This is a genomic window from Rossellomorea marisflavi (genome assembly GCF_022170785.1).
GTDB classification, from domain to species: Bacteria; Bacillota; Bacilli; order Bacillales; family Bacillaceae_B; genus Rossellomorea; species Rossellomorea marisflavi_B.
The window spans coordinates 3097902-3122715 of the sequence record NZ_CP081870.1; the positions used below are offsets into that span (position 1 = coordinate 3097902).

25 protein-coding genes are annotated in these 24814 nt (G+C 49.6%); 6 read left to right on the forward strand and 19 right to left on the reverse strand.

Translation table 11 applies throughout. The features are described 5' to 3' along the window. The first annotated feature begins 183 nt into the window (after window positions 1-183). Window positions 184-2337, forward strand: coding sequence for a cell division protein FtsA (locus K6T23_RS16165; RefSeq protein WP_238281761.1), 2154 nt, complete (start codon window positions 184-186; stop codon window positions 2335-2337). Window positions 2338-2414: 77 nt separating this feature from the next. Here K6T23_RS16165 and K6T23_RS16170 read toward each other — a convergent pair whose 3' ends face one another. The 4 genes from K6T23_RS16170 to K6T23_RS16185 form a co-directional block, all read right to left on the reverse strand. Beyond that, a complete protein-coding gene (locus K6T23_RS16170) occupies window positions 2415-2906 on the reverse strand; it encodes a YtxH domain-containing protein (protein ID WP_053426311.1) in 492 nt (163 codons plus the stop codon). Window positions 2907-3037: 131 nt separating this feature from the next. After that, window positions 3038-3352: a bacillithiol system redox-active protein YtxJ gene (gene ytxJ, locus K6T23_RS16175; protein WP_056534859.1), complete on the reverse strand. Its 315-nt coding sequence runs from the start codon at window positions 3350-3352 to the stop codon at window positions 3038-3040. A gap of 88 nt (window positions 3353-3440) precedes the next feature. After that, the gene (locus K6T23_RS16180) at window positions 3441-3878 is read right to left on the reverse strand and encodes a YtxH domain-containing protein (protein WP_238281762.1); all 438 of its coding nucleotides are present in this window, start codon (window positions 3876-3878) and stop codon (window positions 3441-3443) included. A 16-nt stretch (window positions 3879-3894) separates the two neighbouring features. Further along, window positions 3895-4386, reverse strand: a complete 492-nt coding sequence (locus tag K6T23_RS16185) for a DUF948 domain-containing protein (protein WP_056534855.1) — start codon at window positions 4384-4386, stop codon at window positions 3895-3897. Window positions 4387-4582: 196 nt separating this feature from the next. Here K6T23_RS16185 and K6T23_RS16190 point away from each other — a divergent pair, with 196 nt between their 5' ends. After that, on the forward strand, window positions 4583-5698 hold the full coding sequence (locus K6T23_RS16190) for an aminopeptidase (RefSeq protein ID WP_056534853.1): 1116 nt from the start codon (window positions 4583-4585) through the stop codon (window positions 5696-5698). Window positions 5699-5753: 55 nt separating this feature from the next. Here K6T23_RS16190 and murC read toward each other — a convergent pair whose 3' ends face one another. From murC to K6T23_RS16230, 8 genes are all read right to left on the reverse strand, one after another. Further along, complete coding sequence (gene murC, locus K6T23_RS16195) at window positions 5754-7067, reverse strand: UDP-N-acetylmuramate--L-alanine ligase (RefSeq protein WP_053426306.1); 1314 nt, start codon at window positions 7065-7067, stop codon at window positions 5754-5756. Between the two features lie 141 nt (window positions 7068-7208). After that, window positions 7209-7838 carry a hypothetical protein gene (locus K6T23_RS16200; protein ID WP_238281764.1) on the reverse strand — a complete coding sequence of 210 codons (630 nt, stop codon included), beginning with the start codon at window positions 7836-7838 and terminating at the stop codon, window positions 7209-7211. 165 nt (window positions 7839-8003) lie between these two features. Then, on the reverse strand, window positions 8004-10643 hold the full coding sequence (locus tag K6T23_RS16205) for a DNA translocase FtsK (protein ID WP_238281766.1): 2640 nt from the start codon (window positions 10641-10643) through the stop codon (window positions 8004-8006). Between the two features lie 559 nt (window positions 10644-11202). Further along, entirely contained in the window at window positions 11203-11808 is a 606-nt protein-coding gene (gene ytpR / locus K6T23_RS16210; protein WP_056534847.1) for a YtpR family tRNA-binding protein, read from the reverse strand. A 5-nt stretch (window positions 11809-11813) separates the two neighbouring features. After that, entirely contained in the window at window positions 11814-12614 is an 801-nt protein-coding gene (locus tag K6T23_RS16215; RefSeq protein WP_238281768.1) for a DUF1444 domain-containing protein, read from the reverse strand. Between the two features lie 184 nt (window positions 12615-12798). Then, the gene (locus tag K6T23_RS16220) at window positions 12799-13113 is read right to left on the reverse strand and encodes a thioredoxin family protein (RefSeq protein ID WP_056534843.1); all 315 of its coding nucleotides are present in this window, start codon (window positions 13111-13113) and stop codon (window positions 12799-12801) included. A gap of 1 nt (window position 13114) precedes the next feature. Further along, on the reverse strand, window positions 13115-14149 hold the full coding sequence (locus K6T23_RS16225) for a PTS sugar transporter subunit IIC (RefSeq protein ID WP_238281770.1): 1035 nt from the start codon (window positions 14147-14149) through the stop codon (window positions 13115-13117). Between the two features lie 107 nt (window positions 14150-14256). Beyond that, complete coding sequence (locus tag K6T23_RS16230) at window positions 14257-14757, reverse strand: hypothetical protein (protein WP_238281771.1); 501 nt, start codon at window positions 14755-14757, stop codon at window positions 14257-14259. A gap of 171 nt (window positions 14758-14928) precedes the next feature. On the opposite strand from K6T23_RS16230, the gene K6T23_RS16235 reads away from it, so the two are divergent. Next, window positions 14929-15372, forward strand: coding sequence for a YtoQ family protein (locus K6T23_RS16235; RefSeq protein WP_056534838.1), 444 nt, complete (start codon window positions 14929-14931; stop codon window positions 15370-15372). A gap of 206 nt (window positions 15373-15578) precedes the next feature. Then, window positions 15579-17072, forward strand: coding sequence for a peptide MFS transporter (locus tag K6T23_RS16240; protein ID WP_056534836.1), 1494 nt, complete (start codon window positions 15579-15581; stop codon window positions 17070-17072). A gap of 44 nt (window positions 17073-17116) precedes the next feature. Here K6T23_RS16240 and K6T23_RS16245 read toward each other — a convergent pair whose 3' ends face one another. From K6T23_RS16245 to K6T23_RS16255, 3 genes are read right to left on the reverse strand one after another with little or no spacing between them, the layout of a single operon-like run. Further along, window positions 17117-17395 (reverse strand): hypothetical protein, encoded by a 279-nt coding sequence (locus tag K6T23_RS16245; RefSeq protein WP_056534834.1) that lies wholly within the window; start codon window positions 17393-17395, stop codon window positions 17117-17119. A gap of 49 nt (window positions 17396-17444) precedes the next feature. Beyond that, the gene (locus tag K6T23_RS16250) at window positions 17445-17972 is read right to left on the reverse strand and encodes a DUF84 family protein (protein ID WP_056534833.1); all 528 of its coding nucleotides are present in this window, start codon (window positions 17970-17972) and stop codon (window positions 17445-17447) included. Window positions 17973-18029: 57 nt separating this feature from the next. Further along, a complete protein-coding gene (locus K6T23_RS16255) occupies window positions 18030-19103 on the reverse strand; it encodes a M42 family metallopeptidase (RefSeq protein WP_056534831.1) in 1074 nt (357 codons plus the stop codon). A 193-nt stretch (window positions 19104-19296) separates the two neighbouring features. Between K6T23_RS16255 and K6T23_RS16260 the strand changes: the two genes are divergently transcribed. Next, a complete protein-coding gene (locus K6T23_RS16260) occupies window positions 19297-19608 on the forward strand; it encodes a hypothetical protein (RefSeq protein WP_056538342.1) in 312 nt (103 codons plus the stop codon). A 46-nt stretch (window positions 19609-19654) separates the two neighbouring features. On the opposite strand, the gene K6T23_RS16265 is transcribed toward K6T23_RS16260, so the two are convergent. After that, window positions 19655-20497, reverse strand: coding sequence for a YtnP family quorum-quenching lactonase (locus K6T23_RS16265; RefSeq protein WP_056534830.1), 843 nt, complete (start codon window positions 20495-20497; stop codon window positions 19655-19657). 115 nt (window positions 20498-20612) lie between these two features. Further along, window positions 20613-21257 carry a tRNA (guanosine(46)-N7)-methyltransferase TrmB gene (trmB, locus tag K6T23_RS16270; protein ID WP_238281773.1) on the reverse strand — a complete coding sequence of 215 codons (645 nt, stop codon included), beginning with the start codon at window positions 21255-21257 and terminating at the stop codon, window positions 20613-20615. Window positions 21258-21470: 213 nt separating this feature from the next. Between trmB and K6T23_RS16275 the strand changes: the two genes are divergently transcribed. Beyond that, window positions 21471-21749: a YtzH-like family protein gene (locus K6T23_RS16275; RefSeq protein ID WP_053427717.1), complete on the forward strand. Its 279-nt coding sequence runs from the start codon at window positions 21471-21473 to the stop codon at window positions 21747-21749. Here K6T23_RS16275 and K6T23_RS16280 read toward each other — a convergent pair whose 3' ends face one another. After that, complete coding sequence (locus K6T23_RS16280; RefSeq protein ID WP_056534826.1) at window positions 21750-22523, reverse strand: phosphotransferase family protein; 774 nt, start codon at window positions 22521-22523, stop codon at window positions 21750-21752. Between the two features lie 132 nt (window positions 22524-22655). Further along, entirely contained in the window at window positions 22656-24812 is a 2157-nt protein-coding gene (gene pulA, locus K6T23_RS16285; protein WP_238281775.1) for a type I pullulanase, read from the reverse strand. Window positions 24813-24814: the final 2 nt, after the last annotated feature.

Below are 24814 nucleotides of genomic sequence, written 5' to 3' on the forward strand. Positions count from 1 at the left end.
TTTTTTCCTGTTCATACGTAAAACCTGTTATAGTTTTAAGGAAGTATGATACATTTTTGATGTTGAAACTTATTATAATAGAACATATCTCAAATGTCACGAAGAAATTCTTTTTTGATTAAACGCTTTTAAGCGTTAAAGTATTTAAGTATACTATGAGACTGGGCTAAAGCAGGTGAATGAATGGTGAAAAAAAATCAAAAAATCTTTGCACTGGACATCGGTACACGCTCAGTGGTGGGCATCATCATGGAAGAAATGGATGACCATTTTCAGGTGAGTGATATTTTAATAGAGGAGCATCGGGAACGGGCCATGCTGGACGGACAGATCCACGATGTACCTGCAGTAGCTGCCGTCATTACATCGATCAAGAGCCGTCTCGAAGATGCACACGGCCCTCTGAGGAAAGTATGCGTCGCGGCTGCCGGAAGGGCCCTGAGAACCGAAACGGCCTCCATCACCTCTTCCATCAAAGGCAAGCCGCTCCTAAAGAAAGACGATGTGCTCCATCTTGAATTCGGTGCTGTCCAAGAGGCGCAGGCGAAAGCTGCCGGCGATGATGCAGGTCATCACTATTATTGCGTGGGGTACTCCGTGCTCTACTACCGCCTGGACGGAGAAGAGATCGGGAGCCTCATCGACCAACAGGGCGATGAAGCGAGCGTGGAGATCATTGCCACCTTCCTTCCGCGGGTCGTCGTGGATTCACTGCTTGCTGCACTTCAACGGTCCGGACTTGAATTGGAAGCCCTCACCCTTGAACCGATCGCTGCCATCAACGTTTTGATCCCCCAGTCCATGCGAAGGTTGAATGTCGCCCTCGTCGATGTGGGGGCCGGTACGTCGGATGTCGCCCTGACGAACCACGGAACGGTCACAGCGTATGGGATGGTGCCGACAGCCGGGGATGAAATCACGGAAGCACTCAGCAGGGAACTGCTCCTCGACTTCCCCCTTGCGGAAAAAGCGAAGCGGCAGCTCCATGATTCTCCTTCCATCGAAGTGACGGATATCCTCGGGTTTGAAACCGTCATTCCGTCCGATGAGGTACTCCGTCGCATCGGAGCATCCATAGAGCGCCTGGCAAAAGAAATCTCGGACGAAATCCTCCGTTTGAACAACATGAAGGCACCGCAGGCCGTGATGCTCGTCGGCGGTGGCAGTCTGACACCGGGTCTTCCCACCAAGCTTGCCTCTGTCCTCGGCCTGCCTGAGAACCGTGCAGCGGTCAGGGGAGTGGAAGCGATCCAGCGTGTGAAGCTTCAAGGTCATATGTTGAAAGGTCCAGAACTGGTCACGCCGATCGGTATTGCCATCGCCGCAAGAGAGACTCCCGTTCAATATGTGACGGTGGATGTGAACGGGCATGCCGTTCGGATGTTCGAAGTTAAGAATCTGACGGTGGGAGACTGCATCCTCTCTGCCGGAGTCAAAGTCCAGGAACTGCACGGCAAGCCAGGCAAGGCCATTTCCGTCACGGTCAACGGTCAGACACTATCCCTACCTGGAAGTCCCGGGGAACCCCCTTCCCTGTTCAAAAACGATCAGGCCTGTTCGTTTGACGAGGGGGTCGGGAATCAGGACCGTCTCCTCGTCGAAAAGGGAAGGGATGGCGACGAACCCGTCGTGACCATAGGGGAACTCATGGATGAGGGTTCTGGGAAGCGGGTCTATCTACAGGAACGGGAACTCATCCTGGAACCGGATATCATGCTAAACGGAGTTCCTTCCGGGAAAGAGACCGTGCTGAAAGATGGGGACATCGTCGACATCACCTTTATCGAAACGATCGCTGACGCCCTGTCACAGCTCGGCTACCATGATTGGATTTCCTCCTTGAGGCCTTTCCATCTCTCCTTGAACGGAAAAGAGACGTATTTCCCCGCTTTTAACGGGAAGATGTTACGTAACGGACAGGAAGTGAAACCGACTGCCATGGTCCACCATCTGGATCGCCTCACTTTCGAGGCTCCAGCACAACCGACCCTCGGACTCCTCCTGAACAAAAAGAAGATGCTGCTTACGAAGTCGATTACCATCTCCTTCAACGGGGAAGATGTAACACTTGAAAAAGTCTTCACCACCGTCAAAAGGAACGGGGCTGAGTTATCCGGGAAAGACCTGGTATTCTCAGGGGATGAGCTTACGGTCCAAGAGTCGGAAGAATCACCATTCATTTTCCAGGACGTGTTTAATTTCGTGGAAATCGACATGCCGAAAAACACCAGGGGGAGCTTCCTCCTCTTGAGAAACAAACTGGAAACAACCTTCTTCGACGAAATCCGGGACGGCGACCTTCTAGAGATCGTCTGGCCTGAGATTAAAGTCAGATAGTAAATACGGCCAAATAAAACGCCGCGAACCCCATTACAGGGGTTCGCGGCGTTTTGATCTTCATGAGGTATATTCCGTCATGAACCGATTTTACCAGGAACGGGGCTTGGACGATCAACAGGATGAATCGATTCTTGATCAGAAGAGGCCGTTGGAGCCCCTTCATCCTCCTTGATTTCTTCCCCTGCTTCCTTCACCTTCATGCCGATTTCCTGGAGGTCCTCAGCGGCGTCCTTGGTCGATGCGATGAGCTCCGAAGACTGCTCCTTCACTGGTTCAATAATGTCATCACTGACTCTTTCGTAGAGGGATTGGGCATCATTGATGGCATCCTTCAGGACAGCAGAAGCCGATTTCAAACGTCCCTGCCAATCATTCATCACCCCGGAAGGATCCTCCCGGACACGATCCACCATGCCCATGGTGGAATCCTTCCATGACGTCGTCTTCGTCGCCACCCTCCGTCGGGTGCCAGAGTCAAGCATGGCAATGGCTCCGCCTACTGCAGCGCCGAGCATGATGCCTTTCATCAACTTTCCACTTCTCGAACGGGTTCTCGTTGAATTCATTGGATTGTGTTCCTCCTTGAATTATCGTTATATAAACCCTTTCCCTTTCGACAAGAAAGTAAACCCTGGCACAAGCTCGTCAGTCAGGGGGAAAACAAAAAAGCCCTCTCAGGCTTTTTTGTGGATGCAGATTATAGTTTATCAAGTTCTGTTTCTGTAATGTTCCAGTGGGAAGCATTCCATCCCGGTTTCCCGTCGATGAAAAGGAAGGCCTGAGGAGACTCATGCTTGATACCGAACTTCTCCGCGATATGATTGGATAGTTCCTTTGATTCCTGAACAGCGAGGTAGTAGCCCTCTTCTTCCCCGTGTTTGTTTAAAAACGACTGGTACTCATTGAACGCATTGCCGCTGATCGGACATGTCAGGCTGTGCTTCATGAAGAAAAAGCGGGGCTGACTCTCTGCGAGGTTTTCGAATTCTTGTACGGTTTCAATTTTTTTCATTATCCAACTTCCTTTCAGCATAATAAAAACGGTGAAGTCATCATATCACTTCACCGTTCCTTCAATCAATGATCACGCGTTAGCGAAATCAGTTGTTGTATGTTTTTTCTGTTTCATCAAAGGCTTTTTTCGTTTCTTCAAGCTTTTGATTCACATCGCCCGTTTCTGCAGGTACTTCTTCCTCACCTTCAGCACTTCCGGAACGGTATGATTTGATTTTACCGACTACTTGGTTGGACTGCTCTTGAACCGTCTTTGTCAAAGAAGAAGATTTCTCTTTGGCAGCTGCAGCCAATTCATTGCTTTTTTCAACGGCCGTGTCTTTCCACTGGCTAGTCTTTTCTTTCCAGTTGCCTGCCTGTTCGTTGATATCGCTGCGAAGATCTTTACCGGATTTTGGAGCGACCAGAAGAGCGGTTGCAGCCCCGACGATACCGCCGATCAACGTGCCGATGATGAAATCTTTTGAGTTGATGTTGCTGTCATTGGTTTGATTTGGATTTTGCTGATTGTACTGCTGTGTCATAATGTTCATTCCCCTCTCAATTATAAGATCTGGCTCTTTTTATCATTTTTTCCCTTGCGCCGATGTCATCGGTTGCAGGTACGGGAGGTTGTTCAACAGCCTTCCGTTCTTTCCACTTGCCCCGAAGTTCCATCAGCGTATTGCCCCACTGAACCACCTGGGAAATCCTGCCTTGATTACGTTCGAGTTCAGACGAGATGTTTGTGCTGACCTTCTTCACAGACGTATTCAGGTTCTGGATCGAATGTCCGACATCCCTCACTGCATAAACGACCGTATTCAAGTCTTCGGATTTCTTTTGGATGTCCTCTGCAAGAAGATTCGTTTTATGTAGCAATTCAGTAGACTCTTTCGTGATTCCCTGCAGCTGCCCTTCCAGGCCGTTCAGGGTCGTCGAAACGCTGTCGAGCGTCGTCCCGAGGGACTTCAATGTCTTCATGAGGCTGATCACGAGGACGAAGAATGCCACCGCGATAACTGCGACACTAAGATAAAGAATGATTTCCATCTGCTACACCTCCATGTATAGAAATTCTTTACCCTCATATGAATTCATTAAACATTATACTAGTATTTCTTCCTTTTCTCTCATAATTCCTCTTTTTACTTTCAAAAAAATATCTGTATATTCAAAACGGCAGATGACGCATGGTTGCTGCATTTAGGGTAAAATAGAAGGGAATACATAAAGAGGGGGAAACACAATGAAAGATCCACGAATTCAAAAATTGGCAAAGAACCTGATCAATTACTCCGTCCAACTCCAACCCGGCGAAAAAGTGCTGATCGAGAACTTCGGACTGCAGCGCGAACTCGTCACCGCCCTTGTAAAGGAAGCCTATGAAGCAGGCGGGTACCCGTTCGTCACCCTCAAGGACGCAGCTGTCGACCGCTCCCTCCTCATGGGTGCACAAGAAGAACAATATGAGATGATGGCCGACTTCGAAGCACGGAAGATGGACCAGATGGACGCCTACATCGGTTTGCGCTCTGGAGATAACATCAACGAGCAATCCGATGTGCCGGACGATAAGATGAGGATCCATGGCAACACGATCGGCAAAAAGGTCCACAGGGAGATCCGAGTACCGAAGAAAAAATGGGTTGTGCTCCGCTATCCGACTTCATCCATGGCACAGCTAGCCAAAATGAGCACCGAGGCATTCGAAGACTTCTACTTTGATGTATGCAACCTCGATTACAGCAAGATGGATGCGGCCATGGACAGCCTCGCCGATCTCATGAACAGGACGGATCGCGTGCGCCTGACAGGGGAAGGCACGGACCTGACGTTTTCCATCAAGGATATACCAGCGGTCAAATGCGCCGGCCGGTTGAATATACCTGACGGGGAAGTATACAGTGCCCCGGTGAAGGACTCGGTCAACGGTGTGATTTCCTACAACACGCCGTCGCCTTATAACGGCTTTACATTCGAAAACGTCAAGCTTACGTTCAAGGGTGGGAAGATCGTAGAAGCGGAAGCGAATGATTCAGACCGGATCAACAAGATCTTCGATACGGATGAAGGAGCACGCTATGTGGGTGAATTCGCCATCGGTGTCAATCCGTTCATCCAGCATCCGATGCAGGACATCCTGTTTGACGAGAAGATCGACGGCAGCTTCCATTTCACCCCTGGTGAATGCTATGAAGATGCTTATAATGGCAACCATTCCAATATCCATTGGGATATGGTCATGATCCAGCGCCCTGAATATGGTGGCGGGGAGATCTACTTCGATGATGTCCTTATCAGGAAAGATGGACGGTTCGTCATCCCCGAACTTGAAGGATTGAATCCCGAAAACCTGAAATGAGCATAGGAAAAGCCATCCGCGATTATTCGCGGATGGCTTTTTAATGTATGCAGAATTATTCTGCCACCTGTTCGTTCAGAACGGATTCATAGGACTGCTGGAATTTCTGGATGTCCCCTGCGCCCATGAAGATCAGCACGCTGTCTTCATGATGAAGAAGAGCGGTTGTATCACGTTCATCGATGATTTCACATCCATCGATTTTGGTTTCAAGATCATGGATGGAAAGCTTTCCGTGATTTTCCCTGGCAGAGCCGAAGATTTCGCACAGATACACTTTATCGGCAAGCTGAAGGCTTTCAGCGAACTCTGAAAGGAATGTCTGCGTCCTTGTGAACGTATGCGGCTGGAAGACAGCGACAATGTCCTTGTTCGGGTACTTTTGGCGGGCCGAATCAAGGGTGGCTGTGATCTCGGTCGGATGGTGGGCATAATCATCCACAAGGATCTGTCCGCCTACCTTCTTCTCAGAGAAACGGCGTTTGACGCCTTCGAAAGTTTGAAGTCTTTCCTGTACGATAGCCGTATCAAGCTCCTCGTAATGACAAAGGGCAATGACAGACAGGGCGTTCAGGATGTTGTGATCTCCGTAAGTCGGGATCTTGAATGACGCATAGAATTCATTGCGTACGAACACATCGAATGATGTTCCGTTCTCATCATGGGCTACATTGCGTGCCTGGAAGTCATTCTCCTCGGCAAATCCGTAAAATACAACGGGAACCCTTGCCTGGATCTTTTGAAGCTGTTCATCATCCCCACATGCAATGATCCCTTTCTTCACCTGCATGGCCATTTCCTGGAATGCAGAAAATACATCATCGATATTGGCGAAGTAATCAGGATGATCGAAGTCGATATTCGTCATGATGGCATAGTCAGGGTAGTATGAAAGGAAATGACGTCGGTATTCACATGCTTCGAATACGAAGTAGTTCGCATCCACTTCTCCTTTACCCGTTCCATCACCGATCAGGTAGGAAGTCGGCTTCGCCCCTCTGATCACGTGTGCGAGGAGACCTGTCGTGGATGTCTTCCCGTGTGCTCCCGTGACGGCTACGCTTGTGAATTCCTGCATGAAGTCACCGAGGAATTTATGGTAACGCGTCACAGGCAGGCCAAGTTCTTTGGCTGCCACGATTTCCTCATGTGTGTCGGGGAATGCATTTCCGGCGATCACATGCATATCTCCGCCGATGTTTTCCTTTTGGAAAGGAAGGATTTTGATGTTTGCATCATCCAACGCTTTTTGGGTGAAAAAGTATTTTTCTACATCGGAACCCTGGACCTGATAATCCATATCATGAAGGATCTGGGCTAATGCGCTCATGCCCGAACCTTTGATTCCTACGAAATGATATATCGTCATAATAGAACCTCCAACAATCGTCTATCTTAAAAACATTATATGAAATCATGATTTTTTTGCCATTAAGGACCAATGGTGAACACTGTCAACTTGAAACATTATACCACCTTTTAAAAACTGTGACCATGAAGAAGGAAATTTTCAGTCAGTTAGAATGAATTCCGGCGCTTCTTCTTTCAGGAATGCCCTCCATAAACCACCATTTTCTTGATACCTTTGACCGTATCGCGTCTTCATCGTATCCACAATATCAGGCGATCCCGCTTCAAAGACGGGACCTAGTATCCACTCATGGGTGACCAGAGGGACTTTCCTCACAAAATAGATCCTGTCCTTCTTCAAACTGGTCTTACCCCTCAATCGGGAACACTCACGGTGATCGCCCAATAACGGTATGCAGAGGGCGTCATCGCTCTCAGGTTCAACCGATACAGGCTCCCACGGCAGGGTCATCATCACAGCCCCCAAGGTCTTCTGTGAAGGCGAAAGGGCCTGGGTCTGGAGAAACTGAAAGAACAGTGTGGTCCCCTTGATCGTCTTGTAATCAAATAAAAGCCATTCTGAAAATACGTCTTCAGTAAGGCTGTCTGTTTCCACCGGGGCAAATCGCTTGGTAAAGATCATCTTCGCCCTGACGATTTCCCGGATATTTGGTTCGTGCCGACAGAACTCCTTGGCGGACTCATAAACCGCACGGGTCTGTTCCTCTGCTATCATTTGTTTACGGTGACGGTACTCCGTCAAATCCAGTAAACCTCTCTCTGCGTCCATTCTGCTCACCTATCCACTCGTTGTTCTCCCCGTCTGGTGAAACCCTTTGGTATAGTACCCCCGCGGGGATCATCTGAAACTGCCAGGAAAATAAAGAGGATCCTGTCAGTGACACATTCCAATCAAGTCACCAACAGGATACCACATATTACCTTATGCTTCCACTCAGACGAGCGTCTCCAGCTCTGTCTCGGAGATCAGCACATCCCTCGGCTTGCTTCCCCTTGCTTCAGAGATGATACCATTATTCTCCATCATTTCCATCAATCTCGCTGCACGGTTATAGCCGATACGGAAACGCCTCTGAAGAGAGGATGCCGAGGCTCCCCCCTGATCGACGACAAATTCACATGCTTCAAGGAATAATTCATCTTCTTCTTCCGTGACCTGTGCCTTTTTCAGGAGTTCATCCTGTTCGAAAAGATAATGGGGTGCACGCTGGTCCCTCACGTGGGAGATAATGTCATCGATTTCGTCATCGGAGACGAAGGTCCCTTGCAGCCGGACGGGCTTGGAAGACCCATTTTCCAAGAACAGCATATCTCCGCGCCCCAGCAGTCGTTCTGCTCCGCTTCCATCAATGATGGTTCGTGAATCGACGGCAGATGAGACGGAGAAGGCGACCCTGGTCGGTACGTTGGCTTTGATCAGACCGGTAATGACATCGACTGAAGGCCTCTGGGTCGCAATGATGAGATGGATCCCGCACGCCCTAGCTTTTTGGGCGATGCGACAGATGGCCTCTTCCACATCTGCAGGCGACATCATCATCAGGTCGGCAAGCTCGTCGATGACGATCACAAGGTAAGGAAGCTTATCACTATACTGCTTGTTCTTTGTGGCAAGCTCATTGAATCGCTTGATGTCCCTTACTCCGGTATGGGCGAAGAGCTCGTAGCGGCGCTCCATCTCTTCGACGGCCCACTTCAAGGCGGCGGTTGCAGCCTTCACATCGGTGATGACAGGGCTGACAAGATGGGGAATCCGGTTATAAGGAGCGAGTTCCACCATCTTAGGATCGATCAGCATCATCTTCAACTCATCAGGCGATGATTTGTACAAAAGACTGACGAGGATCGAGTTGATGCACACGCTCTTACCTGAACCGGTGGCCCCGGCAATCAGTCCGTGTGGCATCTTGCTGAGATCCGTCACGATGGGCTGACCGGAAATATCAAGACCGAGTGCAGCTGTAAGCGGAGAGTCCGCTTCTTGGAAAGCAGGGCTCGCAATGACTTCACTGATGCATACTGGACGGCTGTCCCGATTCGGCACCTCGATGCCGATCGTATGCTTACCAGGGATGGGCGCTTCGATCCTGATATCCTTGGCAGCGAGGCTCAGCTTGATATCATCAGAAAGGTTGGTGATTTTATTCACTTTAACTCCTGGTTCAGGCTGCACTTCAAAGCGGGTGACCGACGGCCCCTGAGTCACATTCACGACTCTCGCCCTTACATTGAAGTTCAGAAGGGTCTCATCGAGGAGTGCACTTTGGGTGTCCAACCACTCTTCACTCATGGTTTTGGATACGGGGGGATTCAGGTATTCCAGACTCGGAAACTCGTACTCATTCAACGTCTTGGTGGAAGAGCTGAGCTCACTATAGCTTTTTACGGCTTCCTCCCCTTGGACCACGGTCTGTTCCATTTCATGTTGACGTTCAGGTTGCTCCTCCACAGGTTCTTCCACCTGTGGACGTTGAACCCTCACGTTGGGAGAAGGAGCCGGCTGTTGCCGGCGCTCGGACATGCTCCGCTTATCCTGATTCAGCATGAGGACATTGAACGGCAGATGCGTCCGTTTCTTCTGCTTCCGTTCTTCCTGGAACTCCTCTACAGGCATGGCGCTCTCTGCTTCTGCATCATGTTCTGAAATAGCTTCAGTCCTTTCTTCTGGGGATCCTGCATGCAAAGTGGCGTTATCTTCTTCCGTGTTCTCAACCGGGGTGACGTGTTCTACATACTCATCGGAAAGAGCTGATTCTGCTTGATCTTCAAACCGGGCGTCTTCCCTTTCCTCAACAACCCCGATAGGTGCGGGGGCATCCGTCATGTCCAATGTTCCTGCCGCATCGAAAACCTCTTCGTCAGCAACTGTGGATGACAGATCTTCTGAACTTTCTTCTGTCACAGTTTCGGTAATCGGCGCCACATCATATTCATCTGAAGGGCTCTTGGATTCATGTAATTCAAAGTCCACCGCTTCTTCCGTTCGGGCTTCGACCTCCGGTACATCATGATGGACAGGTCGAACGGGCAGGGGCTCCTCCCTCACATCCGGCACATTGACCGATTCCGGAGGATGACTATGTAAAAAATTGCCCAGTTCGTACTCAACTTCCTGCTTTTTGATCGGCCGCTCCCTGAATCCATAGATGGGTGAAGGGATTTCCGTCGGCTTGAACGGTCTGGTCCCCTTCCCTTTCTGTACTTTTGAAGTGACCGTTTTAGACGGTGCGGACGTTGATTGGTGTACAGGTTTGGGCTGTACCTCCTTACGGGGACGTTCCACCCGTTCTTTCTCACGCTTAGGGCGTACGGGCTGCTTTTCCGTGACTTCTTTCTTATCACGATCCCGGGTCCGTCTTTCCCGGCTCCCACCTTCCCCATCACCGATCAAAGGAAAACGGAAATTCCCCTTCGGATATTGATAGGTCATCCGTGCTTCGACATCGCGCTGATAAGGAGCCGCCGGACTCCCAGCCTGCTTTCCGACAGGGCGCTGCACTTCATCTTCCACATATTCTTCATAACTATCATCAACATCAGAAAATTTCCCGATAATCTTCTTAATCCAACTCACGTCAATCACTCTTTCCTTCATACTTACTATTATTCTATCAGTTCAACGGAAAAATTCGAGACATTTCACCACAAAATGAACATTGTTAGAAAAATGTGTCGAAACCAACATCCATGTAAATAGAATGTAACAAGAAAAGCGGAGGGGGCTTGCCCTGAGGCGACAAGCATAAAGCGAAGATCTTGGAAAGGCGTTCTTGGCCTTTTTGAGATCTTCGCCTTATGACCTCGAGCCTCAAGCCACCGGAGCTGGACATGAAGAAAAGCGAAGGCGGGTTGGGCTGACCCGACAAGCATAAGGCGAGCCACCCGGAAAGGCGTTCTTGGCCTTTTTGGGTGGCTTGACTTATGACCTCGAGGGGCAACCCGCCGGAGCTAGACAGATAGAAAAGCGGAGGGGGCGCGACAAGCATAAGGCGAAGACACCGGAAAGGCGTTCTGTGCCTTTTTGAGATCTTTGACTTATGACCTCGAGCCTCAAGCCACCGGAGCTGGACAGAGGAAAAGATTCATCAATCAAACAAAAACCCGGACCATAAAAGGCCCGGGCCAACATTCCATTATCCTTTGAACGCTTGTCCTACTTCGTATTGATCGTCGAGGACGAGGATTCCTTTTTCTTGTGGAGCATCCGGCAGGTCGAGTTCTTTGGCAGAGCAGATCATGCCTGATGAAGGCACGCCGCGCAGCTCTGCGTCTTTGATGACCATTCCGCTCGGCATGACGGCACCGACTTTGGCTACCACTACTTTTTGTCCTTGATCGACATTCGGTGCACCGCAGACGATTTGAAGCGTTTCGTCACCGATTTCCACCTTGCAGATATTGAGCTTGTCTGCATTGGGATGCTTTTCTTTTTCTGCTACATACCCGACGACGAACTTAGGGGTGAAGTCCCCTTTCAGAACATCTTCAAAGCCGTTTTTGGCGATGGCATCGTTGATGCTCTTCAGCTTCTCGTCATCCATCTCCACTTGACCTTTTGCCTCAAGGGTTAAGTAAGTGGAAGCGTTGAACAGATTGTAACCGACTGTTTCATGCGTTTCTTCATTGAACAGGCGTGCTGCATCACCTTTTCTTTCATGACCGACGGTTCCTTCGAATGTCGGGTCCATTGTGATGATGAGGGTATCACCGATGCCCTCCAGATTATAAAATACGTTCATGTATGCTACTCCCTTTCTTTTTTACGATTTTTAGCCAGGATGAAAATCGGCTCTAGCTCACCTTCATCGTACACGAAGGATAGTGCCGTGATGGGAACATTCCCGTTGGTGAAGAAGCTCATGGTCATTTGGGCAAGGACGTCATAGCCGGTTTCATTGCGCATATCCCCGATGATCAACACATCCTGGTGGGGAACAGATACCGTCATCTCCCCTGAGACAGTTTCCTTCATTTCACGCAAAAAGGATTCGTTCAGGATCCGGCTCGCGTCGTAACCATCATTTTGATTGAGGAAATAGAATGTATTTCCGGCCACTTCATCCTTTTTCATGGCAGTCGGAAGACGTCTCACATTGAAGAGGGCGATTTCCTTAAGCTGTTCACGTGTCCACCCTTCCGATTTCATCATCCGTTCGTCGATCAAGCGATAGGTACTTCCAGAATCGAGTGCGTAATAGATCCTTGTCTCGGCTGTATGTTCATCGGTAACGAGCGGGATGTCATCAGGTGATTCCGTTGCAAAAGAAGTGGACCGGATGACAGGGAAGATGTTTTGTTCATGTTTGTTTGCCTTTTCTTCGCCCATGGCATTCAATGCTTCCTCTACATAGTAGACCACTTCATCGATGATCGTCTTGTTGTTTTCCTTCCACTTGGAAACAATGGGGGGAAGTGCAACCGTCATCCCCTTCTTTGTGTCTTTCCGCTCGATGCGGAGTGTTTCTTTTTCACGGTCATATGTAATCAGGCGGTCAGGTGACTGCAGCCGTTCCTGAAGTTGTTTTTTTAATTTTTTTGTATCCATGGTGTGACCTCCTTCCGTATGCGATCTCGCTTCTGTTATTTTACATGAAAAGCGCCGAATTTCAAAAGAAAATCGCGAATTGTCCGCGCTGTCCATTCTGACGCCACAAGCCTGTCGGATTCTTTCAGTGTAACCAGGCAGAAAAAAAAGGAATTCCTCCAACGGGGAATTCCTTTCGATCCTCTTAGCCAAGCTGATTCATGAAATTCTCGATCTCTTCTTTGGTTTTACGGTCCTTGCTGACGAAACGTCCCAGTTCCTTACCATCTCCGAAAGCGAGGAAGCTCGGGATACCAAAGATATCATGTTCGATGCAGATATCGATGAACTGGTCGCGGTCCACATAAATGAACGTGAATTCTTCGTACTCGCTCTCGATTTCAGGCAGGATCGGCTCGATGATCCGGCAGTCCGGACACCAATCTGCAGAGAACATGAATACATGCTTCCCGTTCGCCTTCAACTCATGAAATTCTTCTTCTGATGCCAGTTTTCGCATGTTACTTACCTCCAATATCCAGCGTTAATTGATCGGGTTTGATCCACCCTAGTTTACGCATATATTCAGATATTAACAGGCTGATGATGGCAGGTCCAATGATATGCAATACGAGGACCTGGATCAGGACACCCGAGCTGAATCCCATGGTCTGGAACGTCATGATCTGACCGACCAATCCGCTTGTCCCCATACCGGCTCCCGCCGCATTATTCTCCATCACCCAGATCGTCGTCCCGATCGGGGCTAGGATCATGCCCGCCAGTGTCGGAGGCAGGAGGATGAGGGGATTGCGTATGATATTCGGCACCTGCAGCATCGAGGTCCCGATCCCTTGAGCGAGCAGACCTCCAAAGCGGTTCTCCCTGTAGCTTATGACAGCGAACCCGACCATCTGGGCGGCACAGCCGATTGTTGCTGCACCTGCAGCCACTCCGTTCAGATCGAGCATGAGGGCGATGGCCGCACTTGAGATCGGTGCCGTCAAGGCCAGACCCATGAGCATGGCCACAAGGATCCCCATGAGGATCGGCCGCTGCTCTGTCGCCCAGCTGATCCATCCGCCGAACATGGTCATGAATGTCGAAATACCCGGTCCGATGAAAGAAGCGGCCGCAAACCCTGTCAGAATGGTGGTGAACGGAGTGACGATGATATCGAGCTTTGTGCTTTTGCTGATCAACTTACCGACTTCCACAGACAGGACCGCCGCCACATAAGCACCGGCCGGTCCACCGAGTGCCGCACCGGCTGCCCCCGTGACGACTGCCGAGAAGAGCACGAGTGGCGGGGCCCCGAGCCCGTAGGCGATGGCTGCACCGATGGCTGGCCCCATCATGGAAGAGGCTACCCCTCCCATCTCGATCAAAAATTGCTGCAATCCTTCAGGGAGAAACCCTGCCTGCTCCCCGATCGTCTTCATTATCAGGCCGATGATGAGGGAGCTGAATAATCCAAGAGCCATGTAGCTCAATGCATCTATAAAATAAACCCTCGCTGAGGGCTTAACCCCTTTCCGAGCAAGCCATTCCTTCATACTGGTTCCCCTTTCAACCATTAGTCTTTTACTAGTGTAAAGACACATGTATCATTTGTCCAGATAAATATCCACACAAAAAAAGATCCGATCGTAATGATCAGATCTCAGGAACCCTTAACAGAAGTGGCCATCTTCATCATCATTTTCGCATGATCAGACAGATCGCCTTCATCTGACTGGGTGGAAACCTTCGTGCCCCCTACCCCGACGATGAGTTCATATTTTTCTGAATCGGGGATGCTCTTGATGATGTAATACCCCAACCCATCCTTGCCTTGGACCGTTCCTTTTTTCACCACGTCCGATTCATCTTCAAGAGACGTTTTATATAGAAGGTCGCTGTCCTTATCTTCCTGGGGGTTGTTAAAGAGGATAAACGTATCCGCCCCCTTTTTGATGATCACATTATGAGAGGTTTCTTTTTCCACTTCGGCACCGAAGGGCAGGTAAAATTCCATGTCCCCGGCGTTCTCTTTCGGTTCTACCTTATGATTAACCATATCTTCTACGACTTTCGCCGTTTTATCCTTCTCTTCGTCAATTGAGGTGCTGCACCCTGCTAATGTAAGGGCAAGAATGAATAAAACCGGTAAATTACGCTTCATTCTCCGTCATCCTCCTTTTTTCTGCTAAACCTACGCTTATGATACCCTCACATAGTCCTAATGACAACCCGTTTTCTTACAGGTATGCTGTTTTTACTGGGAAGAAAGGTTAATTTTGACTCGGATGGGGTAAATCGTGTAGGAAACAGTAACAGATAGGGGATGATCACAGTGAAATTAACGGTATATCTGGCAGGGGAGATACATAGTGCCTGGAGGGATGATGTCAAAAACGAAGCGGAGAAAAGGGGACTGAACATCCAGTTCTCAGGACCTATGGAAAACCATGACCGATCTGATTCCATCGGGGAAGAAATCCTCGGCACCCAGCCGAACGCCATCTTGAAAGATGAAGCGGCTTCGGCTTTCAATAACTTACGCACCAAGATCCTGATGGGAAAGGCAGACATCGTCATCGCTTACTTCGGAGAAGAGTACAAACAGTGGAATTCAGCCATGGATGCCGGCATTGCCCTCGCGAAGGACAAGCCATTGATCCTGATCCGTCCGGAAAAGCTTCACCATCCGCTGAAAGAAATTTCCCAGCGGGCAGATGCGACGGTCTCGACCATTGATCAGGCACTTCAAGCCATTTCCTATATTTTTGAAGAATAATGATTCCATCGCCTGCCCTATTACCCTGGGCGGGCGAATTTATTCTTTTTTGCGTGTGAAGCGCTTTCAAAATAGTTTAACAATTCAAAAACGAATTAATATTAGTAATTTATAGAAATATTTGGTATAATTAAAATTTTATTAATTTCTTTTTGACTTTATAAAAATCTTAAAATATTATAGTAAAAGAATAAGGAGGTAGTAATATGTCATCAACGAATAAACAGAAAATTGTGGAAAGTGTACCTCAGACCGGGTTCTTCGGTCACCCTAAAGGGTTGTTCACATTATTCTTCACAGAGTTCTGGGAGCGTTTTTCATACTATGGTATGAAAGCCATCCTTGTATATTATATGTACTACGAGGTATCAAAAGGCGGGCTGGGCATCGAGGAAGGTACTGCTCTAGCCATCGTTTCCATCTACGGTTCCCTGGTTTATATGTCAGGGGTCATCGGAGGTTGGCTCGCCGACCGGGTATTCGGAACATCGAAGGCCGTCTTCTACGGCGGGATCTTCATCATGTTCGGTCATATCGCCCTTGCATTCCCGGGGAACTTCTCCATGTTCATCGTTTCCATGGTACTGATTGTCATCGGTACTGGGTTACTTAAACCGAACGTCTCAACCGTCGTCGGTGAAATGTACAGTCAGGAAGATACACGCCGAGACTCGGCTTTCAGTATCTTCTACATGGGGATCAACCTTGGTGGATTCCTTTCACCACTCGTTGTAGGTAGTCTTCAAAAGAACTACGGCTTCCACTGGGGATTTGCGGCAGCAGCCATCGGGATGTTCCTCGGACTTGTCGTGTTCATGGTAAGCAAACGTTCTACATTGGGACTTGCCGGTACGTATGTGCCAAACCCGCTGACAGCAGCCGAGAAAAAGAAATATGGCTGGATGTCGGCAGTGGTCGTGATCGTCCTTGCCATCATCCTTGGGTGGACCATTCCAGCCGGAATCTTCACGCTGAATGTATTCATCAATATTGTCGGAATCTTCGGTGTGGTAGTACCTCTTGCGTACTTCTTGATCATGTACTACAGCCCTAAAACATCGACACAGGAACGCTCTCAGGTTATCGCCTATATCCCGCTCTTCATTGCTGCGGTCATGTTCTGGTCCATCCAGGAACAAGGTGCAACCATCCTTGCGACCTATGCTGATAAAAAGACACAGCTCGATCTTTTCGGATTTGAAATCTCACCTGCGTGGTTCCAATCCCTTAACCCATTGTTCATCCTTCTCCTTGCACCGGTATTTGCATGGTTATGGGTGAAGCTTGGTAACCGCCAGCCGATCATCCCGCGTAAATTCTCATGGGGTCTGATCTTTGCAGGTCTTTCATTCCTGGTCATCCTCATCCCGGGTTACTTTACTCCTGATGGCGGACTAGTGAATCCGATCTGGCTCGTACTAAGCTATTTCATCGTTGTCATCGGGGAACTGCTCCTTTCGCCTGTCGGCCTTTCTGCGACGACGAAGCTTGCTCCTCAAGCCTTCTCTGCACAAACCATGAGCCTTTGGTTCCTTGCACCTGCTGCGGCACAGGCGTTGAATGCACAGCTCGTCAGATTCTACTCGCCGGCAACAGAAAATGTGTATTTCGGTACCATCGGTGGTGTGTCCATCGTATTAGGCCTCATCCTCTTCCTGATCGGTCCTAAGATCCAGACCTACATGAAGGGAATTAAATAAGTCAAAAAAAGCAGCCTCTTATCAAAGAGGCTGCTTTAGTTTATTCAGTTCTTACCAATCCTTACACCCGTGGTTTCTGTTTCCTTCATTGCGCCTGCATCCGCCGTGGTCGTTCCCTTTGCCTCTGCAGCCTCCACGATTGCCTTCACAGCGATTGCGTCTGCAGCAGCAGCGGTTACCGAATAGGAATTTGTCCCAATCACAGCAGAAATTGAAGTTCCAACAACAATTACGACGGCGACATCCGCCTTCATTTTGTCCTTTATAGCATCCCATGTGTTTTTGCCCCCCTTGTACAAGAGATTTATCGCATGCCTTCGCATCCGATCTACTCTATCCTATGAGGATGGGCTCTATTTGGTATGGGCCAAGTCAGGTATCACAGCGTCTATCTTGCTTGATTTGAGCATATTCCCATTGGCCGATCAGGAGGATAACCACATGGATGAACATCGCCTCCCTCGTCACCAGACCGTTTGTGAAAACCCCCACAGCCCCCTCTTGGTGCCGCACCCCTTCCCGTTTCGTATAAGCATCCATCAGAGGTCCAAGCTCCATGCCTCCGCGAAGGTCATCTGCCAGCTCATCAGGAAGGAGGATGCGCGCTCCGCCTGCAATGAATTCGCGGCCCTCGGCGTCTACCAATGCTCCCCAGTTACAGAGGAAAAGGCCTGAAGGCGTATCAACCACCCCTCCTTCGAGACCGATGCCCGCATGAAAGGTTCCAATACTGTTCCTCGCCCGGTTCACCGCTCCCCTGATCGTCTCTTCATCCGAAAACGGTTGTGCACTGACCCCCGACTCCGCTTCAACCGGATGTATGACGGCTCCTGGACCGATTGCCTTCTGAATCGCCGACACTTTTGCCGGATTGGTCGTCCCCACTCCGAAATCCTTCATTTCTTTACCCCCTTTTTCATAAAAGAAGACCGCCTGGGTTACCGGGCGGTCTCTCCATCATCCGTTACTGCGGATGGTTTCCACTGTGGAACGGTCACACTGTTTCACTAGCTTTACGATCAATTCTTTCGCGGCGGCATAATCATCGATATGGATCATGGATGCATGGGTGTGGATGTAGCGAGAACAAATCCCTACGACCGCACTCGGCACGCCTTCATTGGACATGTGGACACGGCCTGCATCCGTTCCTCCCTGGGAGACGAAGTATTGATAAGGGATGGAATTGGTTTCAGCCGTATCTAGGACGAATTCCCTCATGCCCCTGTGAGTGACCATGGAACGGTCGAGGATCCGGAGAAGGGCCCCTTTCCCGAGCTGTCCAAATTCATTTTTATCCCCTGACATATCATTGGCCGGGCTGGCATCGAGGGCAAAGAATAGATCCGGATTGATCATGTTGGCCGCCGTCTGCGCCCCCCTCAATCCTACCTCCTCCTGAACGGTGGCACCAGAGTAAAGCGTGTTTGGAAGCTGTTCACCATGGAGTTCCTTCAGAAGCTCGATGGACAGTCCGCAACCGTAACGGTTATCCCATGCCTTCGCCAGGATCTTCTTCTCATTGGCCATCGGTGTGAACGGACAGATCGGTACGATCTGCTGGCCAGGTTTGATCCCGATCCGGAGGGCGTCCTCTTTGTCATCTGCACCGATATCAATGAGCATGTTCTTGATATCCATCGGCTTCGATCGCTGAGCCTCTCCCAGAAGGTGAGGTGGGATGCTTCCGATCACGCCGGTGATCGGTCCGTTGTCTGTGATGATCTGAACGCGCTGGGCGAGGAGCACCTGGCTCCACCAGCCTCCGAGGGTCTGAAAGCGCAGCATCCCGTTTTCCGTGATGGAGGTCACCATGAAGCCCACTTCATCCATATGTCCGGCCACCATGACAACCGGAGCATCACTGTCCCCTTTCCTGACACCGAATACGCCTCCAAGGCGATCCTGTACAAGTTCATCCGAGTAGGCGGAGAGCTGTTCTTTCATGAAGGCCCTCACAGCATGTTCGTTACCCGGAGCACCAGGCAGTTCTGTCAATGTTTTGAATAATTCCAATGTACCCTGATTCATATCATTTACCCCATTTCGTTTTCACATCTTTTTATGTATACGACCATTTTACAGAACTTTCGCACCTCTTACCACCGATTGGATTCAAATAAGATTCTCTTTTTTCCGTGTTCTTTGTTAGAATGGTCTTATCATGTAGAAAATATCGGGGAGGCATTCCATGTCTCAGCCGTGCTTTTGGAGGGAAGAATGGATGAACTGGAAATCATTTGCATTAGGAGCGGCTGTCGGAGCTGTCGGGGGCATCGTCCTCAGCGGTGCCGCCAAGGATCATAAGACCGTTTCTCCGGAAAAAGTACTTAAAAGCGTGAAAGAACGCTTCAAAGAAGACGGGAAGATCGATGGCTCATGGATCAGCATGAAGCCCGAGTCCTTCAAGCAGCATACATTTGAAACACAGGTATTCAAAGGCGGCATTTCACGCAGGATCGACGGGGAACTCGAACAGTTCGAATTCATCGCTGATGTGAAGAGTGGCACCATCCTAGATGTTTACCCCTTATAATCAAAAAAAGATCCAAAGCCATCCGGCTTTGGATCTTTTCCATTCATCACCTAATGCGTTCAACCGAGTCCAACACTTTTCCCTCTTCATCCCATTTCAGGGCACGATATACGGCATCATGATAAAAGAGGAACCAGTATCCCCCTTCGATCGCCTGAGAGATCCACTTTTCCTTGGCTCCAATCGACGTCATTGGATAGTCGTCGTACGCGAGCACCCATAATGGATTCTTATGGGCGTGCGTCGGCATGAGGTCGGCCATATGAATCAGCGTTTCTCCTCCTGTTTCCAATAGGATGATGGAATGGCCGTCACTGTGCCCACCGGTATGGATCATCGTGATACCGGGCAGGACTTCTTTCTGCCCATCAAATGGCATCACCTGATGCTCAACGGCCTCCCAGTTTTCTTTCCAATATGTATTCTTTGAACGGATATTGGGGTTTCTCATCTCATCCCATTCCACCTGTGATGTATGGATGACGGCGTTCGGGAAGGCCGAGCGATAGTCTTCGCCCTCGCGTTTCGTCAACCCGCATGCATGATCAAAATGCATATGCGTCATCAGGATCACATCGATCTCTTCCGGCGATACCCCAAGCGCCTGAAGGTCAGATTCAAGATCAGATTCTTCTTCCACCCCATAATTCCGCTTTTGTTTGTCTGTTAATTTTCCTCTTCCGATGCCCGACTCGATCAATACGTTCTTGCCGTTCCAACGGAAAAAGATCGGATCTGTCCTCAGCTCGATCTGATTGCGCTCATTCACATCGTACTTCCTTGACCATAATGGCTTTGGCACGACCCCGAACATGGCTCCCCCATCCATGAAGGTCACCCCGCCATTCAGCCAGTGAAACGTTGTATCACCAATCATCCGTTTTTCCATCTCTCCATTCCTCCCTTATTGTTCCCCATAAGTGTAGCATAAGTAGGCCGAGCGAATCCGGCAGACAGGAAAAAAAGACTGAAGAAGCCGGTAAACGGCAGCTACAGCCTTCTGATCATGAGTGTTGGAATTGAGCTTCCACCCGGTAGATCCGGTCCCCTTTTGCAGAGAACTTTTCTTCGTATTCCGTCATGATATTACCTTCCATCCCGCTGTTATGGAGATCGAGGCTCAAGTAATTCAGTCGGAGTCCGTACCAGGAAAAGCTCTTCAGCGAGTACTCGAACAACCCTTGATTATCGGTCTTGAAATGAATTTCGCCGTTTTCCACCAGGATATCCTCATAAAGCTTGAGGAAATGTTCATACGTAAGTCGGCGCTTCTCGTGGCGGGCTTTCGGCCAAGGATCCGAGAAGTTCAGATACACCCGTCCTACCTCACCATCATCGAAGAATTCCTTCAGATCCCTTGCATCGACATTCAAGAGCTTCACATTGCTCACGTTTTCCTCAAGGATCCGGTCGAGGGCTGTCACGAGGACACTCTCGTAGAGTTCGATCCCGATATAGTTGATCTCAGGGTTCTGTTTCCCCATACCGGTGACGAATTGACCTTTGCCTGTTCCTACCTCTATATGGATGGGGTTGTCGTTCCCAAAGAACTCATTCCATTTCCCTTTCAGTTTATCGGGCTCCGCCACTACTATGCCGGAATGTTCACTGAGCTTTTCAGCTGCCCATGGTTTGTAACGCACACGCATGTAGACACCTCTTTTTTCCATTTTTCACGCACCCGATTCTGCAAGCTTCCTGCTTGTCCACGGGCACGTCATTCGAACAAAAACATACCACGACCACAATGGTTGTGCAAGATGAAATCCATTGGAGCCGCGCATAATAAAAAAAGGAATCCACACACTATCAGTGAATTCCTTCTCTATCTGAATTCAATCCCAAAAGAAAGGGTGGCTTTCATGCCTCTCAACGCTCAAAATCAAATGCAATTATTATCCGATATTCTGAGTAATCATCAAACGGACTGCTGTGGCTCCGTATCCGAATGCGAACAGCTCGAGAGACTGGTCAAGTCCCTCATGGTCAATGCAGACATCCACGAGAACGTCAAACCCGTACTCGAAGAGATCTATCGGTACAGTCAAAGCGGCATCTCGTCTTCGGATCTATCCGATCACATCACCACTAACAAAGATAACCTGTCCCAGTGGGTGTCGGACATGAACAACTATTCATGATCAGATGATTTTGTGCAGATACTCGATCCAGTGGTTCATTTCATGAAAACGGCCTTTGGCTTTATGCCATTGCATGAAGAGGATCGTCTGTGCGACCACATACCATTTCATGCGAAGCTTCAGGCTATCCGTCAGTTCCGTTCCATATTGGAGGAGCCAGTCCTCCCATTGATCTTCAGGGATATACCAATAGAGGAGCAGGCCGACATCAAAGGCGGGATCTGCAATCATGGCGCCGTCCCAATCAATGAGATATAGCTGATTCTGTTCCGAAAGGAGCCAGTTATTATGATTGACGTCCCCGTGACAGACGACATATTCGCCTTGACGGACCTCATCTAGGCCATCTTGAAGGAAACGCATCGCTTTCTTGACATCGGGCAATGTTAGAAGGTCGAATTCAAGACTGGTCTCAAGTTCCGTCAACATATGATCAGGCTGAAAAGGCTCTGTGCCGAGGCGCTCAAGCATCGTCAAGAGAGGTTTCGATGTATGGATTTTTTTCAGCAGACGGGCAACCCTGTCTTCCTTCATTTCTGCGGGTTTCAGTTCTCTGCCATTCAACCAGTGCTGAGCCGTGATGACATCCCCGTTTTCCAGACGTTTTGTCCAGACAAGCTTCGGCGTGATGCCTTCTGCGGATAATACCGCCAAAAACGGCGATGAATTCCGCTTGAGGAATAGCCTCTGTTCCTGGTATTGGGCAAAGAAGGCTTCCCCCGTGGCACCGCCCGCAGGGACGATTTCCCAATCTTGGTCAAATAAGTGTTCCAATATATTCACCTTCTATTGGTCCTTTGTCATGTTTATATGATTGTTCACATTTCATCTCAAATAAAATAAAAAAGATAGCTATTGGGCAATAAGATCAATAGCCATCTATGTTCAATTTTATCGTCATATTCCTTATTCGTCAAGCGCACCTGAAATCGACAGCATCACGGCAAGGGAGACAGTCATTGGGGCGACCTCCAGATGATCTCCTTCAATCGTGTTTAGACCTTCAGCATCCGCACGGTCCCCTTCTGCCAGGCAGAGCCAATCCTCCCCATCTCCAAGTGCAAATGCGGCCGGTTCTGTTCCACCATTGAAGGCAAGAATCATCTCACTCCAAGGTCCGTAGTCCCCGACTTCCCAGTAGCGGATGACCACAGATTGGTTTTCAGCGGTGACGATGCTCACATGCTGCCTGATCAGTTGTGCTTCCTGAAACCTGAAGGCACCGTGGGCTTTCCGTATAGCGATCAATCCCCTTACATATGCAATGGATTTGTCATGGTCTTCCCTCCGCGTCCAGTCAAGCTGATTGATCCGAACCGGGGCATTGTAGCTGTTCTCATGCCCTCCCTTTGTACGATAAAACTCCTGACCGGCGTGAATGAACGGAATCCCCTGCGATAGGAGGACCATCGCGGTGCCAAGGGACTGCCGCTTGAACAGCTGTTCCTCGCTCTCATGCATGCAGGCCTTCATCTTATCCCAAAGGGTGTGATTATCATGGGATTCGATATAGTTGACGGATTGAATGGGCCCATCGAAGATCCCCTGGTCCCGGCTCTGGATGCCGACGCTTCCCGAAAGGACCTGGGCCACCTGTTTTTCAAGTCCGCTATGTCCAAGGATGAACCCTTTATCGTGAAGATTGAAGGTGCTCCCCTTGACGGTATCCCTGAACCAATCATTGAACTGTCCCACGTTCGGGAGCAACCGTGCATTGCGGAGATTCGCCTTTTCTTCCTGAGGGATAGGGGTATTCAGGTCCCACCCTTCCCCGATGACGATAAGACCCGATTCCCGCGCGATATCCGACACCTCATTCATCGTTGTCACGTCAAGGATCCCCATAAGATCGAACCGAAAGCCATCGAACCCGTATTCCTTGATCCAGAAACGGATCGAGTCCTTGATAAACTTCCTCGCCATGAGCCGCTCCGAGGCAAAATCATTCCCTACGCCGGTCCCGTTGGAAGGCAACCCGTTTTCACCATGACGGAAAAAGTAACCAGGCACGATTTTTTCAAACGAGGACTCTTCCCTTATGAACACATGGTTGTAGACGACATCCATGATGACCCTGATCCCCTCATCATGAAGACTGTTCACCACGTCTTTCAATTCCTTTATCCGGACAAGGGGCTCTCCGGGATCCGAGCTGTAGCTGCCCTCCGGGACGTTGAAAAATAATGGGTTGTAACCCCAATTGTATTCTTCCTCGGATGGATCATCCGGCACGCCCCCGAAGTCATTGACAGGCAGAAGCTCCACATGCGTGATCCCGAGCTCCTTGAGATAGTCGACTCCGCTTGAGTACCCAGCAGGCGTCTTGGTTCCACGCTCGGAAAAGGCACCATAGCGCCCCCTTGCGTTCATGCCGCCTTCTTCCCCTGCGGAAAAGTCCCGTACATGGAGCTCATAAATGATGGCATCGACGGGGGATGAAACAGGCGGAAGGGATGTACAAGGTGGTCCGAGTCCGGTCGCGACCACACACCAGCGGCTGTTGAACGAAACCGCTACGGCATAGGGATCCAGGGCTTCCTTCCAGACGAGATTGATGCAGGTGAGATAGGAATAACAAAACCCTTCCACGTCTTCATGGATGTCCAGGGTCCACACCCCTTTTTCTTCTCGCGTCATGTCGCGTTCCGTTTCCTCACCGTTTTCCGACATCAGTTTGAGTCTGACCGCCGACGAAGTAGGTGCCCACAGTTTAAACCGGAAGCATCCTTCCACTTTCCGTACGCCGAGGTCTTCGCCATCATAGTAGTAGCGCTCATCGAAGGCATCCGTCCTGATGACGGCCCCGACTTGGAGGTCGGTCTTGATCCCGTTCGCATCGACCACTTCGCAGGCCTCTTCAAGATCGAGCTCTTCCGGAAGTGAGGTCACGATTTTCCTTGCGTGCTCAAGCTGGATTTCTTCCTTTATCTCCAGCGGGATCGTTATGTCTCCCTTCACTATATGAAAATCCTCCTCACCCCCGACTCGATCATGGGGGATAATGATCGTGACGGTCGTGAATGTATCCATAAACGCTTCATAATGACGACTGATATTGAACACCT

Bases quoted from the DNA above. Each gene is read 5' to 3' on its own strand.
- K6T23_RS16165 (WP_238281761.1), top strand. From the start codon at position 184: ATGGTGAAAAAAAATCAAAAAATCTTTGCACTGGACATCGGTACACGC.
- K6T23_RS16170 (WP_053426311.1), bottom strand. From the start codon at position 2,906: ATGAATTCAACGAGAACCCGTTCGAGAAGTGGAAAGTTGATGAAAGGC.
- ytxJ (WP_056534859.1), bottom strand. From the start codon at position 3,352: ATGAAAAAAATTGAAACCGTACAAGAATTCGAAAACCTCGCAGAGAGT.
- K6T23_RS16180 (WP_238281762.1), bottom strand. From the start codon at position 3,878: ATGACACAGCAGTACAATCAGCAAAATCCAAATCAAACCAATGACAGC.
- K6T23_RS16185 (WP_056534855.1), bottom strand. From the start codon at position 4,386: ATGGAAATCATTCTTTATCTTAGTGTCGCAGTTATCGCGGTGGCATTC.
- K6T23_RS16190 (WP_056534853.1), top strand. From the start codon at position 4,583: ATGAAAGATCCACGAATTCAAAAATTGGCAAAGAACCTGATCAATTAC.
- murC (WP_053426306.1), bottom strand. From the start codon at position 7,067: ATGACGATATATCATTTCGTAGGAATCAAAGGTTCGGGCATGAGCGCA.
- K6T23_RS16200 (WP_238281764.1), bottom strand. From the start codon at position 7,838: ATGGACGCAGAGAGAGGTTTACTGGATTTGACGGAGTACCGTCACCGT.
- ytpR (WP_056534847.1), bottom strand. From the start codon at position 11,808: ATGAACGTATTTTATAATCTGGAGGGCATCGGTGATACCCTCATCATC.
- K6T23_RS16215 (WP_238281768.1), bottom strand. From the start codon at position 12,614: ATGGATACAAAAAAATTAAAAAAACAACTTCAGGAACGGCTGCAGTCA.
- K6T23_RS16220 (WP_056534843.1), bottom strand. From the start codon at position 13,113: ATGCGAAAACTGGCATCAGAAGAAGAATTTCATGAGTTGAAGGCGAAC.
- K6T23_RS16225 (WP_238281770.1), bottom strand. From the start codon at position 14,149: ATGAAGGAATGGCTTGCTCGGAAAGGGGTTAAGCCCTCAGCGAGGGTT.
- K6T23_RS16230 (WP_238281771.1), bottom strand. From the start codon at position 14,757: ATGAAGCGTAATTTACCGGTTTTATTCATTCTTGCCCTTACATTAGCA.
- K6T23_RS16240 (WP_056534836.1), top strand. From the start codon at position 15,579: ATGTCATCAACGAATAAACAGAAAATTGTGGAAAGTGTACCTCAGACC.
- K6T23_RS16245 (WP_056534834.1), bottom strand. From the start codon at position 17,395: ATGCGAAGGCATGCGATAAATCTCTTGTACAAGGGGGGCAAAAACACA.
- K6T23_RS16250 (WP_056534833.1), bottom strand. From the start codon at position 17,972: ATGAAGGATTTCGGAGTGGGGACGACCAATCCGGCAAAAGTGTCGGCG.
- K6T23_RS16255 (WP_056534831.1), bottom strand. From the start codon at position 19,103: ATGAATCAGGGTACATTGGAATTATTCAAAACATTGACAGAACTGCCT.
- K6T23_RS16260 (WP_056538342.1), top strand. From the start codon at position 19,297: ATGAACTGGAAATCATTTGCATTAGGAGCGGCTGTCGGAGCTGTCGGG.
- K6T23_RS16265 (WP_056534830.1), bottom strand. From the start codon at position 20,497: ATGGAAAAACGGATGATTGGTGATACAACGTTTCACTGGCTGAATGGC.
- trmB (WP_238281773.1), bottom strand. From the start codon at position 21,257: ATGCGTGTGCGTTACAAACCATGGGCAGCTGAAAAGCTCAGTGAACAT.
- K6T23_RS16275 (WP_053427717.1), top strand. From the start codon at position 21,471: ATGCCTCTCAACGCTCAAAATCAAATGCAATTATTATCCGATATTCTG.